Here is a 13,137-nt window from a genome sequence, read left to right as displayed (position 1 = left end):
ATGGTCGAAGAAATTGAACGCGACAATTCTGGCGATATTTCGATTCACCTCGCCGCTCCGGAAATGATCCGTAGCTGGTCTCATGGTGAAGTGACCAAGCCCGAAACCATCAACTACCGTTCCTTCAAGCCTGAAAAGGATGGTCTTTTCTGCGAAAAGATTTTTGGACCGGTGAAGAACTGGGAATGTAACTGCGGTAAGTTCAAGCGTATCCGTTACAAGGGTGTCGTTTGCGACCGTTGCGGCGTGGAAGTGACTCACTCCAACGTGCGCCGTAAGTACATGGGCCACATTGAACTTGCTATTCCTCTGACTCACACTTGGTTCGTTCGTAACCAGCCGTGCGTCATTGGTGCTCTGTTGAACCTTTCCACCAAGGATCTCGACAACATCATCTACTACGAAAAGTATGTTGTGATTGATCCGGGTGACGCTGACCTCGAACCGAATGCCTTGATCGATGAAGCCCAGTATCAGGACCTCACCAACGAAGGCCGTACGTTCGATGCCAAGATGGGTGCTTCCGCTATCAAGCAGTTGCTTGACCGCGTTGACCTCACCGCCCTTTCTGCAGAACTCCGCACTCAGGCTATGTCCAAGTCCAAGACCAAGCAGGAAGACGCTCTCAAGCGCCTCAAGGTCGTGGATTCCTTCCTCAAGTCTCAGCGCGACAGCTTCCGTAGCTACTACGAAGATCCGGTCAAGGCCATGAAGGCCGACAGCCAGCAGCCCTGGCTCCGTGGTCTCGCCGAAGCCGTTGCAGAATTCAAGGCTAACTACGAAACCAAGCACGACAACTTTGTCGTGGCCGACGCTTACGAAGAATTCCGCAAGATGTACCCGAGCGAAGCTCGTCTTCTTGCAAACCAGCCGTCTTGGATGATCCTCGATGTGCTTCCGGTGATTCCGCCTGATCTTCGTCCGCTCGTTCCGCTCGAAGGCGGCCGTTTCGCAACGTCTGACTTGAACGAACTTTATCGCCGTGTCATCAACCGTAATAACCGTTTGAAGAAGTTGATCGACCTCCGTGCACCGAACGTGATTCTCTGCAACGAAAAGCGTATGTTGCAGGAAGCCGTTGACCAGCTGTTCGACAGCGGCCGTCGCACTGCCCGTACGGGTTCTGCACGTCCGATGAAGAGCCTCGCCGAACTCTTGAAGGGTAAGCAGGGCCGCTTCCGTATGAACTTGCTCGGTAAGCGCGTGGACTACTCCGGTCGTTCCGTGATCGTGGTGGGCCCGGAACTTCGCATGCATCAGTGCGGTCTCCCGAAGCGCATGGCTCTCGAACTTTACAAGCCGTTCATTATCCACCGCTTGGAAGAAGAAGGTATCGTTTATACCCTCAAGTCTGCTAAGAAGTACGTGGACGCCGAACGTCCGGAAGTTTGGGACATCCTCGAAGAAATTATCGAAGACCACCCGGTGATGCTGAACCGTGCTCCGACGCTTCACCGTCTGGGTATTCAGGCCTTCTACCCGCGCCTGATCGAAGGTAACGCAATCCGCCTCCACCCGCTCGTTTGTACTGCATTTAACGCAGACTTCGACGGTGACCAGATGGCATGCCACCTTCCGCTGTCTTTCGAAACGCAGCTCGAATGCCGCGTGCTCATGCTTTCTTCCAACAACATTCTTCACCCGGCTTCCGGTCAGCCGATCGCTGTGCCGGGCCAGGACATCGTGCTCGGTCTGTACTACCTGACTAAGCCGCGTCCGGCTCGTAAGGGTGAAGGCATGCACTTCTTCGATTCCGCTGAAGCTGTGCGCGCTTACGAAAACGGTGTTGTTGACCTGAACGCAATCGTTTACTTGAAGCTCAAGGCCGGCAAGAAGATCTACATGGGCGCCCTCGAAAAGGATGCCGTGTGCCTCCGCGAAGCTGCCGACGATAACGGCAACATCGAACAGGCTGTGAAGGCCGGTGAAAAGATTAAGTTCCTTACCCTTAAGGAAGACAATGTTATCAAGACGACCGTCGGTCGTATCATCTTCAACGAATTCGTTCCGAAGGAACTTGGCTACGCCAACGAAACCTTCGGCAAGAAGGTGATCGCCAAGTCCATTGATGACCTGTACCGCCGCACCGGTAACCGCGTGACCGTGGATTACCTGGATGACTTGAAGGCTAACGGTTATAAGTGGGCAACTCGCGCCGGTTCTTCTGTGGCTATCGCCGAAATGGTGATTCCGAAGGAAAAGCAGGAAATGCTCGACAAGGCTGCCGAACAGGTTTCCCGCATCCGCGGCCTTTACGAAGACGGTGTGATTACCGACGGTGAACGTTATAACCAGACCATTGACGTGTGGTCCAAGACCACGTCCGAAGTCGCTGCCAAGCAGTGGGACTTGCTCTCCAGCGACCGCGACGGCTTCAACCCGGTTTACATGATGGCCGACTCTGGCGCTCGTGGTAGCCGTGAACAGATTAAGCAGCTGTCCGGTATGCGTGGTTTGATGCAGAAGCCGATCAAGCAGCTCGGTGGTCAGGAAGTTATTGAAAACCCGATTAAGTCTTGCTTCCGTGAAGGCTTGAACGTGATGGAATACTTCATCTCGTCTCACGGTGCTCGTAAGGGTTTGGCAGATACCGCTCTTAAGACGGCTGACGCTGGTTACCTTACCCGTCGTCTCGTTGACGTGGGCCAGGACCTCGTGATTACCGAAGAAGACTGCGGTACCACGAACGGCATCGAAGTGTCCGCATTCAAGGACGGCGACGATACCGTGATCGCTCTTGAAGAACGTCTCCTCGGTCGTGCACCGGTGGACGACATCAAGCACCCGGTGACTGGCGAAGTGATCGTCAAGGCCGGCGAACTCGTGACCGAACGTGATCTTCCGAAGATTTCCGCTACGGGTCTCGAACACATCAAGATGCGTTCCGTGCTTACTTGCGATTCCCGCAATGGTGTCTGCTCCAAGTGCTATGGCCGTATGCTTGCATCCGGTCGCCCGGTTGACCTGGGCGAAGCTGTTGGCGTGCTCGCTGCACAGTCCATCGGCGAACCGGGTACGCAGCTTACCCTCCGTACCTTCCACATCGGTGGTGCTTCTTCTCGTCTTACTGTCGAAAGTGACAAGAAGGCAACCGTCGACGGCCACATCGAACTCGAACAGGTCGAAACTGTCGAACACGAAGGCCAGAAGGTCGTTACCAGCCGCATGGCTGAACTCGTTATCTTTGACAAGACCGGCATCAACAAGGGTCGTTACCAGATTCCGTACGGCTCTATCCTCCATGTCGAAAACGGCGCCACTGTTACAGCTGGCCAGGTAATGTTCGAATGGGATCCGTATAACAGCCCGATTATCAGTAACGTTTCTGGTAAGGTTGTTCTTACGGACATGGTTGAAAACCGCACCTACCGTTCCGAAACTGACGAAGTGACGGGCGTGGAAACCTGGACCGTGATTAGCGACAAGCAGCACGGCAAGAAGGACCTCCACCCGGCAGTTACCATCGTCGATTCTTCTAACACGAAGATCGGTAACTACATGCTTCCGGACGGCGCTATCCTTACCGTTAAGGCTGGCGACATGGTGACCATCGGTCAGACTGTTGCAAAACTTCCGCGCGCTGCCGGTAAGACCCGCGATATTACGGGTGGTCTTCCGCGCGTGGCCGAACTCTTCGAAGCTCGCGTTCCGAAGAACAAGGCATTCATCGCTCCGATCGACGGTCTCGTCGAAAAGATCGAAGAAGTCCGCAACAACCAGGTAGTTTATATTAAGATGGATGACCAGGAAGAGAAAGTGCTGGTTCCCCGCGGCGTCCATCTGGCGGTCAACGAAGGTGACCGTGTCCACATTGGTCAGAAGATCAGTGAAGGCAGCGTGGATCCCCACGATATCCTCGACGTCCTTGGTCCTGAAGAGGTCCAGCGTCACTTGGTGAACGAAATCCAGGCGGTGTACCGCCTGCAGGGTGTGGCTATCGCAGATAAGCACATCGAATGTATCGTTCGTCAGATGATGCGTAAGGTGAAGGTCAAGGATTCCGGAGACTCCGAACTGCTTCCGGGCGAAGAAATTTCCAAGGCCCGTCTCCGCGCAGAGAACGACCGCTTGGTCGCACTCGGCAAGACTCCGGCGACCTTCACGCCGATGCTCCTTGGTATCACGAAGGCATCCTTGGCGACAGACAGCTTCATTTCTGCCTGCTCGTTCCAGGAGACCACCAAGATCCTTACCCGCGCTTCCATCGAAGGTAGCGTTGACCCGCTCCTGGGTCTTAAGGAAAACGTGATTATGGGTCGTCTTATTCCGTGCGGTACTGGCGCACGCCACCTGAGGAACGTCCAGGTGGTGGATGCCGATGCCGAACTGGATGCCGCGGCTCGGCCTATGGGTATCCAGGGCGATTACACCGAATCCGACGATAGCGCAATCCAGATGCTGGATAACGAAATCGGTATCAATGACGAGGAAGATTCGGATAATTAACCCGAGATACTTGAAAAAAATTGGAAAAGAAACTATATTTGCACTCCAAAATCTAGGAGATTAACAGTGCCAACTATTCAACAGCTCGTCCGTAACGGACGTGAACAGATCAGCAACAAGACCGCTTCCGTGGCCTTGAAGTCCTGCCCCCAGAAGCGCGGCGTTTGCACCCGCGTGTACACCAGCACCCCGAAGAAGCCGAACTCTGCTCTTCGTAAGATCGCCCGTGTGCGTCTTTCCAACAAGATGGAAGTGACCGCATACATTCCTGGTGAAGGCCACAACCTCCAGGAACACTCCATCGTGCTCATCCGCGGTGGTCGTGTGAAGGACGTCCCCGGTGTTCGTTACCACATCATCCGTGGTACTTTGGATACCCAGGCTGTGAACGGTCGCCAGAACGGCCGCTCCAAGTACGGTGTTAAGAAGAAAGGTGCCGCTCCGGCCAAGAAGTAAGGAAAGGAAGTAATCTATGTCTAGAAGAAGAAAGGCTCTCCATCGCTCCATCCTCCCGGATCCGCGTTACAAGTCTGTGCTCGTCACCGAACTCGTCGGTGTCGTGCTGAAGCAGGGCAAGAAGACCATCGCTGAACAGATCGTCTACACTGCTCTCGAAAACCTCGGCCAGAAGCTCGAAGGCCCGGAATCCCCGCTCGAAAAGTTCGAACTCTGCCTCGAAAACATCAAGCCGCGTCTTGAAGTGAAGTCCCGCCGTATCGGTGGTGCTAACTACCAGGTTCCTATGGAAGTTGCACCGGACCGCGCCAAGGCTCTCGCTCTCCGCTGGCTCCTTGATGCCGCCCGTAACCGCAACGAACCGAACATGGCTGACCGCCTTGCTGCCGAACTCGTTGCTGCCAAGAACGGTGAAGGCAACGCTGTCCGCAAGAAGAACGACACGCACAAGATGGCCGAAGCCAACAAGGCTTTCGCCCACTTCCGTTTCTAATTCTTGCATTAGCACAGAATTATCCTAGAGGAAGGGCTCGCTGTAAACAGCGAGCCTTTTCTTTTTTTAAGACAAAAAGTCCCGAAAGGAAAACCTTCCGGGATTTTTGGTTGTTTGGGTTGGAGTGATGATTATTGTTTAATAGAAAGTTTGTAAATGCTCCGTGAGTTTGCCTCGGGTGCGTCGATAGCGTGTACGCCCGGGGTGAAGTGCTGTACGGCGCTCTGCCACAAAATGCGCCCCTGGTAGTCGAACTGCACGACGCTTGCCTTTAATGCTTTGTCGGTTTGCATGTAGAGTTTGCCGTCTTGCAGGCGAAAGGAGTTGCCGGCGGCCCTCCCGGTAGGCTTGATAGCCGTGTTACTCTCCAAAGCTTTCATTTTGGCGATGCCGGCCTTCCAGGCGTCAACGGCGGCCTGCGAGGTGTTGAGCGCCCAGTCGCCTTCGTTGGCTTCCTTGCTCTGGCTGAACCACATCACCGCAAATACGCGGGAGAAGTCGGTGGCGAAGTGCTCGAACATGTCGGTAATCCATTCGGCCTTGTTGCCGCCTAGTTCGGAGCTCGAAATTTCGGCGATGAAGAGTGGCTTATCGATATTCGCGAGAGCGTTGTAGGCCTTCTTGAATACCTGCGTGAACGTCTGCCAGCTGGACCAGCTCTGGCATTTGCCCCAGTTGTAGCCGTCGATGGAGATGTAGTCGACGTATTCGTCGCCGGGGTAGTTGCCGGTGAGCGTGGAGCCCTTTCCTGCGTTCGAGGCGTTAGTGGTCCAGACCCACTTGACGTTTTCGACATTTTCTTCGCGGAAGATTTTTACGATGTGCCGGAATGCCTCGGCCACATTTGCGTCGGTATTGCCGGCGCCTTCTTTACCCACGCCCCAGTCGTACCAGTCTCCGTTTGCTTCGTGGAGAGGCCTGAGCCAGATTTCTTCGCCGTAGTTCTTGACTCCCTTGGCGTAGTCGCGGATGTATTCGTCGGCCTTGCCGTCGACCAGATCCTGGGCGCCGTACCCGTTAGCCATCCAGGTGACCACCAGCGTGGAGCCGTTGTTCTTGGCGACATTGGCGTATTCTTCGGTTGCGTTCCAGTCGTTAATGTTGAAGAGCGCGAAGTAGCTGATAAGGTCGAGGTGCGTGCCCTGCAAATCCTGGAATGCCTGCACGTTTTCTTGCGTGGGCTGCGGATACTGACCCGGGCCACCGACCCATGCGCCGACCTGGAAAGCCATGGCCGCTACGGGAGCGATACACATGGAGAGGAATAGTTTCTTGTTCATATAAACCCCGATTGGCGTTAAACGCCGGTGATGTTGTTTTACGTTTTTAAAGATATGTTCGGGAATTTATGGAAGACGATCTAATTGTTTATATTTATATTAAAGTGTATCTAGTGTTATAACGGAGGCTCCATGACTGTCGATGAATTTTGCAAGTGGATAGAACGCTTGGAACACCCGCTGTACGACATTCCCCGCGCGTTAAAAAAAGAAAAGCGCTACGCGTTCTTCAATTTGGCTTTTGGTGATTTCCCGGGGCGCGCGGTGGGGCTCGAGGTAATCGAAGCGACCGATGCGAGCCATTTTGATTTTATGCAGGAGAAGGGGGCGCATGAACTTTTTAACCGTATTTTGCTTAAGCTGGTGAAAGAGATTCCGCCTAGTATCCCCTGGTGTTACTTTGTATAAAAAGACGATTTTAGGGAGCTTTCGGGGCATGTCGTGGAAAAATGACGGTTTTTTCTGCTAACCATTAATCACTAAATCTTCACATTTTTTCTTCCGACTGTCTACTTCCTACTTCCTACTTTTTTATATTTACAGCACAAAAATTTTTTCACTTTAACAGAAGGTTAATAAAATGGCTAAAATCGCTAAAGTTTGGGCTCGTCAGATCCTGGATTCCCGTGGCAATCCGTCTCTCGAAGTCGATGTTACTCTTGACAACGGTATCGTTGGTCACGCTGCTGTTCCGAGCGGCGCTTCCACCGGCGAACGCGAAGCTTGCGAACTCCGCGACGGTGACAAGAAGACTTACTGCGGTAAGGGCACGCTCACTGCTGTGAAGAACGTGAACACCAAGATTGCTAAGAAGATCATCGGCATGGATCCGTCCAAGCAGACTGAAGTTGACGACGCCATGATCGCTCTCGACGGCAACCGCATGCTCAAGAACAAGCTCGGTGCAAACGCTATCCTCGGCGTTTCCATGGCTGTTTGCGTTGCTGCTGCTAAGGACGCTGGCCTTCCGCTTTACCAGTACATCGCCAAGCTCCATGGCACCAAGAAGCTCACGCTCCCGTGCCCGATGTGCAACGTGATCAACGGCGGTGCTCACTCCTCCGCTCCGATCGACTTCCAGGAATTCATGATCGCTCCGGTTGGCGCAAAGACCTTCTCCAAGGGCCTCCAGATGGTCACCGAAATCTTCCACGCCCTCAAGGCTGTGCTGAAGAAGGCCGGCTTCGACACCACCGTTGGTGACGAAGGTGGCTTCGCTCCTGGCGTTTCTATCAAGCCGGCTAAGAATAAGTTCGGTTACGAAATCACTGGCGTGATGACCCTCGAAAAGGCTCTCGACGCTTTGAAGGCTGCAACCACCAATGCCGGTTACAAGTTCGGCACTGACATCAAGATCGCTCTTGACGTTGCTTCCTCTGAATTCTGCGACAAGAACACCAAGGCTGGCAAGCCGGAAACCTACACCTTCAAGAAGAGCACCAAGAAGACTGTCAAGTCTGCCGACATGGTGAAGCTCTACGAAAAGCTCATCGACAAGTACTCCATCTTCTCCATTGAAGACGGTCTCGACGAAGCTGACTGGGCTGGCTGGAAGGTCATGACCGACAAGCTCGGTGGCAAGATCAACCTCGTGGGTGACGACCTGTTCGTTACCAACCCGACCATCTTCGACGAAGGCATCAAGGCTGGCATCGCCAACGCTATCCTCATCAAGGTGAACCAGGTGGGTTCTGTGTCCGAAACTCTCGCTGCTATCAAGCGCGCTCAGAACGAAGGCTATGCTCCGATCGTTTCTCACCGCTCTGGCGAAACCGAAGACACCTTCATTGCTGACCTCGCCGTCGGTACCGCCGCTGGCCAGATCAAGACCGGTTCTCTCTCCCGTACGGACCGCGTTTGCAAGTACAACCGCTTGCTCCGCATCGAAGAAGAACTCGGCAAGGCTGCTGTCTACGCCGGTGACCCGCGCAAGGCTACTAAGACCGCTTGCGCTTGCAAGAAATCCTGCAAGAAGAAGTAGTCTCTAGAGCGCAAGCTCTCGCAACCGCCCCTGGTTAATACCAGGGGCTTTGTTGTTCACGGAAGGCCGCTCCTGCTAAGAAGGCTTGCAAAAAGGGCTGCAAAAAGTAATTTCTTAAAACAATAGAGTTACTAAGAGAAACCGTTCCTGGTTAACGACTGGGGCGGTTTTTCTTTTGTATGCAATGATAATTAATTTGTGCAAAATGTGGTGTGGCGCCATGTAGGTACGTACTGTGTAAACTTCTATAAACAGCGGCGGTGCCTAGGGAAGCCGACGATGTGGAAAACGCCCTTTGTAAACACTATTTTTGAAAATCGCAGGAACAAAATTTTTTTTTAAATCTATATTACGATTGAATTTTTTCACATAAAGCTTATTACAGCTCATAAAAGAGGACACACATGATTGGACTTAAATCGATTGCCAGGACGGCGCTCGCGCTCTCGGCATCCGGTGCACTCCTTTCGGGTTGCGGCGACGCTTCTTCGGAAGGTGATCTGGGTGGAGCGCTTCCCCGTCAACAGACGCTATACTTGTCGGGCCAGCAGAACGACGCTCCGGGTTCCTTTAACCCGCTAGCCGAAAGCTGGATGGCTTCCTGGCCGGTGGGCGGACGTTTCAACCTGATGTACGAACCGCTCATTACGTACAACTCCCTGAATGGTAAGATTGAACCCCTTCTGGGTACCTTGGTCGAGGAACTCTCCAATAACGACTCTATCGTTGTGGACTTGAACCCCGCCGCCAAGTGGAGCGATGGCAAGCCGGTGACCTCTGTGGACGTGACCTTCATGTTCCTGCGCGGTTCCATCAACTCTACCGAACAGATTTCTGCAATCCATATCGACTCCCTGAAGGGTGCCGATGGCGTCATTACCGAACGTCTTTCGTTCATGGTTGCAAAAGACAAGCGTAACAACCCGTTGACCGTGCGCGACATGTTGCAGGCAACGCGTATCGCTCCGTCTCACGTGTTTGAACCGCTGATTAAGGAAAAGGGCCTCGACGAAACGAAGAAGCTCCCGATGGATCAGAATCCGGTGGTTTCCGGTCCGTACAACCTGCGTAGTGCTGACCCGAACAAGATTATTCTTGAACGCCGCGACGACTACTGGGGCAACGCCGCCCTCCATAACGGCCAGCTCCCGGCTCCGAAGTTCATTGTTCACCCGATTTACAAGAACAACGAACACAACACGATTGCTATGCGTGAAGGCAACCTCGATGCCTCCCAGAGCTTCATTCCGCGTATTGCCCGTAAGGCTTCGGCCGGCGTCCACACCTGGTGGAACGAACCGCCTTACTTCCGCCCGGGTGCAATGCCGATGCTCGTGATCAACACCCTTAAGGAACCCTTGAACGACAAGCGTTTCCGTCGCGCCCTCGCTACGGCAATCGACTACAACGCTCTGCGTCAGTTCGCTGTTTCTAACTACACCTCTACCCTGAAGGCCGGCCTCATCATGCCGACGGACCTCGAAGGCAAGTACATTGTCGACGAAGACCTCGACAAGTATGGCGTGAACCTCGGCATCAGCGACGAAGCCGAACGCCTCGCCGCCGTGAAGCAGATTCTTTCCGAAGCTGGCTTCAAGTCCGTGTTCAACGACGACGGTACCCTGGACCACATGGAAAATGCCAAGGGCGAAAAGCTCCCGACTCTCTACATCACTAGCCCGAACGGCTGGACTGACTGGGAAGCCATGGTGACCATCGCTGTCGAAGGTATGCGCAAGGCTGGTATCGATATTCGCGAAGGCTTCGTGGACGGCGGTTCTTACTGGCCGGCTATGGGTCTTGGCAACTTTGACCTCGTGATGCACAAGCCGGTTGCAGACGTGACTCCGTCTCTTCCGTGGAGCCGCTTCAACGAAATCATGGCAAGCCGCGACTGGCAGCCGCTTGGCGCTTGGGCCGGCGTGAACATCGGCCGTTACAACCAGCCGGGTACCGAAGGCTTCCGCCCTGAAGTGGACCAGTTCCTTTCCGCTATTCCTCTGATGACGGATTCTGTGGAAATCGCAAAGGCTTACCGCGAACTCAACAAGATCTTCATGGAAGACCAGCCCTCTATTCCGCTGGTTTACCTGCCTGAACAGTTCTACGAATTCAGCGACCGCGTGTGGACGAACTGGCCCACCGCTGAAAACCCGTACGCTCCGGCACAGCTGCCGTGGGTGGCTTCGGGCACCAAGATCCTCTGGAACTTAAAGCTTGCTAAATAAAGGTTAAAGGAATACAAATGCTTAAACAATATCCTATGCTACGCTATGTCCTGCAGAAGGGGTTCTGGTATCTCCTGACCTTCGTTTTTGCAGTGGCATTGAACTTCGCCTTGCCGCGTCTTGGCGATAATAACCCGGTCGACATTATCATGGGTCAAGCCGGTAAGGGTCTTTCTCCGACTGAAGCTCAGAAGAAGAAAGCCGAACTCCTGGTGTCCTTCGGTATGGCCGAACTCGACGATCAGGGCAACGTGATTTATGAACCGGAAGTCGACGAAAATGGTCAGATGGTTACCCGCAAGGTTCCCAAGCTTGACGACGCTGGCAATCCGGTACTCGTGACCGTGAAGGAAGTCAACGAAGACGGTACCCCGAAGATGGTGGACCGCCAGAAGGTTGACGCCGACGGCAAGCTGGTCTTCGAAGAAAAGCCTGTGGTTGATGCCAAGGGCAAGCCCGTGATGGAAAAGAAGGGCAAGAAGAAGGTCCAGAAGATCGAACAGGTTGCTGTTATGGAACAGGTTCAGGCCGAACGTCAGGACACCGTGATGGTTGACGAAGTCGTCCTCAAGACCGACCCGAAGCTCAGCTCCGCTTTCTCTCAGTTCCTCCGTTACATTGCCAACGTGTTCAAGGGTGACCTTGGTCTCTCTTACCAGAACAACGAACCGGTGACCAACGTGATTAAGAAGTCCCTCCCGTGGACGCTCCTTATCCAGGCTCCGACTATTTTGCTCGGCTGGATTATCGGTAACTTGCTCGGTGCTTTCGCTGCTTACAAGCGCGGCATCTTTGACAAGGTATTCTTCCCCTGCGCTATGTTCTTGAACGGTGTGCCGTACTTCGTGTTCGGTATGCTTTTGGTGGCTATGTTCTCCATTACGCTCGGCTGGTTCCCGGCTATGGGTGCTTACAGCTCCGACATTCCGGAACTCACCTTCTCCTGGACTTGCATCAAGAGCGTCGCTTGGTACTACATCCTCCCGTTCTTCAGCTGCTTCCCGATTCTTCTTTCGGGTCAGGCAACGGGTATGCGTTCCATGTCGATTTATGAACTCGGTACTGACTACATGAAGTATGCCAAGTGGCTTGGTCTTCGCGAAGGCAAGATCATCAGCTACGTGTTCCGTAACGCAATGCTCCCGCAGCTCACCGGTCTTGCTCAGTCTCTGGGTGCCATGGTGGGTGGCGCACTCATTACCGAAATGATCTTCTCTTATCCGGGCCTCGGTATGGCTATGCTTAACGCCATCCAGAAGAACGACTACGCAACGATTCAGGGTTGTACGCTCATGATTTCGACCTGCGTGCTCGTCGCCAACTACGCCGTTGACGTGCTCATCGCCGTGTTCGATCCGCGCGTGAAGGCCGGTCTCCAAATGGGAGGTAAGTAATTATGTTGAAACTCTTAAGAAACCTTCTCAAGTCCCCGATGTTCGTCATCGGTATCTCGATCTTCGTGCTCACGCTCCTGATCGCGCTTTTTGGACCTCTCTTCTACAGTGTCGATACTCACGCCCGTGACATTCTCGCTGGTCCGTATGCAGGTTCTTCTTCTGAACACTTGCTCGGTACTGACCACCTTGGTCGTGACTATGTGTCTCTGTTGATCGCTGGCCTCCGCAGTTCTCTCTATGTGGGCTTTGTGGCTGGTATCATCGCAACGACGATCGGTGTGCTTATCGGTCTGTTCGGTGGTTTCCGCGGCGGTTGGATTGACGAAGTGCTGAACATGTTCACGAACCTCTTCATCGTGATTCCGCAGTTCGTGATTCTCGTGCTCATCAGCTCTGCCGTGAAGGACGGTCGTTCCCTCACCTTGATCGGCCTCATCATCGGTCTTACCGCATGGAGCTGGTCTGCTCGTGCCGTGCGTGCCCAGGCATCTTCTCTGCGTAGCCGCGACCATATCGCACTCGCTCGCATCAATGGTGCATCCACGCTCACGATCGTGATCAAGCATGTGCTTCCGTACTTGCTCTCTTATGTGTTCATGGTGTTCATCATGCAGGTGGGTTCGGGTATTCTTTCCGAAGCTTCTATCTCCATGATCGGCCTTGGCCCTGTCGATACGACTAGCCTCGGTATCATCTTGAACCAGGCAAAGGACAACGGCGCTCTGGCCGACTCCATCTGGATTGCCTTCATTCCAGCAACCCTCGTGGTGACCCTTACGGTGTTTGCCCTTTACCTCATCAATACTTCTATGGAAGGCGTCTTTAACCCGCGTCTGCGCAAATAAGAGGTAACGAA

The 13,137-nt window shown here is 53.7% G+C and carries 9 protein-coding genes; 8 read left to right on the top strand and 1 reads right to left on the bottom strand.

Going from position 1 to position 13,137, the window contains the following annotated elements:
- From rpoC to rpsG, 3 genes are all read left to right on the top strand, one after another.
- Positions 1–4,446 (top strand): DNA-directed RNA polymerase subunit beta', encoded by a 4,446-nt coding sequence (gene rpoC, locus QOL41_RS04205; RefSeq protein WP_283428779.1) that lies wholly within the window; start codon positions 1–3, stop codon positions 4,444–4,446.
- A 66-nt stretch (positions 4,447–4,512) separates the two neighbouring features.
- Positions 4,513–4,902, top strand: coding sequence for a 30S ribosomal protein S12 (rpsL, locus tag QOL41_RS04200; RefSeq protein WP_072980597.1), 390 nt, complete (start codon positions 4,513–4,515; stop codon positions 4,900–4,902).
- Between the two features lie 16 nt (positions 4,903–4,918).
- Complete coding sequence (rpsG, locus tag QOL41_RS04195) at positions 4,919–5,395, top strand: 30S ribosomal protein S7 (RefSeq protein ID WP_173821806.1); 477 nt, start codon at positions 4,919–4,921, stop codon at positions 5,393–5,395.
- A 131-nt stretch (positions 5,396–5,526) separates the two neighbouring features.
- Here rpsG and QOL41_RS04190 read toward each other — a convergent pair whose 3' ends face one another.
- Positions 5,527–6,675, bottom strand: a complete 1,149-nt coding sequence (locus QOL41_RS04190; RefSeq protein ID WP_283428778.1) for a glycoside hydrolase family 26 protein — start codon at positions 6,673–6,675, stop codon at positions 5,527–5,529.
- 132 nt (positions 6,676–6,807) lie between these two features.
- Here QOL41_RS04190 and QOL41_RS04185 point away from each other — a divergent pair, with 132 nt between their 5' ends.
- The 5 genes from QOL41_RS04185 to QOL41_RS04165 all read left to right on the top strand — a co-directional run bounded on the left by QOL41_RS04185 (position 6,808) and on the right by QOL41_RS04165 (position 13,126).
- Positions 6,808–7,083, top strand: a complete 276-nt coding sequence (locus QOL41_RS04185) for a hypothetical protein (RefSeq protein WP_283428777.1) — start codon at positions 6,808–6,810, stop codon at positions 7,081–7,083.
- A gap of 172 nt (positions 7,084–7,255) precedes the next feature.
- Positions 7,256–8,656 (top strand): phosphopyruvate hydratase, encoded by a 1,401-nt coding sequence (eno, locus tag QOL41_RS04180; RefSeq protein ID WP_283428776.1) that lies wholly within the window; start codon positions 7,256–7,258, stop codon positions 8,654–8,656.
- A 404-nt stretch (positions 8,657–9,060) separates the two neighbouring features.
- A complete protein-coding gene (locus tag QOL41_RS04175) occupies positions 9,061–10,884 on the top strand; it encodes an ABC transporter substrate-binding protein (RefSeq protein ID WP_283428775.1) in 1,824 nt (607 codons plus the stop codon).
- A gap of 35 nt (positions 10,885–10,919) precedes the next feature.
- Positions 10,920–12,278 carry an ABC transporter permease gene (locus QOL41_RS04170; RefSeq protein ID WP_283428774.1) on the top strand — a complete coding sequence of 453 codons (1,359 nt, stop codon included), beginning with the start codon at positions 10,920–10,922 and terminating at the stop codon, positions 12,276–12,278.
- 2 nt (positions 12,279–12,280) lie between these two features.
- Positions 12,281–13,126: an ABC transporter permease gene (locus QOL41_RS04165; protein ID WP_072800040.1), complete on the top strand. Its 846-nt coding sequence runs from the start codon at positions 12,281–12,283 to the stop codon at positions 13,124–13,126.
- Positions 13,127–13,137 lie beyond the last annotated feature (11 nt).

Source organism: Fibrobacter sp. UWB10 (genome assembly GCF_900182935.1).
In the GTDB taxonomy this organism is placed as follows: domain Bacteria; phylum Fibrobacterota; class Fibrobacteria; order Fibrobacterales; family Fibrobacteraceae; genus Fibrobacter; species Fibrobacter succinogenes_O.
The sequence above is the reverse complement of the archived record's forward strand: the minus strand, read 5'-3'. Positions and strand labels throughout refer to the sequence as shown.

Excerpts from the sequence above, each read along its gene's own strand:
- QOL41_RS04190 (WP_283428778.1), bottom strand. The coding sequence starts at position 6,675 with ATGAACAAGAAACTATTCCTCTCCATGTGTATCGCTCCCGTAGCGGCC.
- QOL41_RS04170 (WP_283428774.1), top strand. The coding sequence starts at position 10,920 with ATGCTACGCTATGTCCTGCAGAAGGGGTTCTGGTATCTCCTGACCTTC.
- QOL41_RS04185 (WP_283428777.1), top strand. The coding sequence starts at position 6,808 with ATGACTGTCGATGAATTTTGCAAGTGGATAGAACGCTTGGAACACCCG.
- QOL41_RS04165 (WP_072800040.1), top strand. The coding sequence starts at position 12,281 with ATGTTGAAACTCTTAAGAAACCTTCTCAAGTCCCCGATGTTCGTCATC.
- eno (WP_283428776.1), top strand. The coding sequence starts at position 7,256 with ATGGCTAAAATCGCTAAAGTTTGGGCTCGTCAGATCCTGGATTCCCGT.
- rpoC (WP_283428779.1), top strand. The coding sequence starts at position 1 with ATGGTCGAAGAAATTGAACGCGACAATTCTGGCGATATTTCGATTCAC.
- rpsG (WP_173821806.1), top strand. The coding sequence starts at position 4,919 with ATGTCTAGAAGAAGAAAGGCTCTCCATCGCTCCATCCTCCCGGATCCG.
- QOL41_RS04175 (WP_283428775.1), top strand. The coding sequence starts at position 9,061 with ATGATTGGACTTAAATCGATTGCCAGGACGGCGCTCGCGCTCTCGGCA.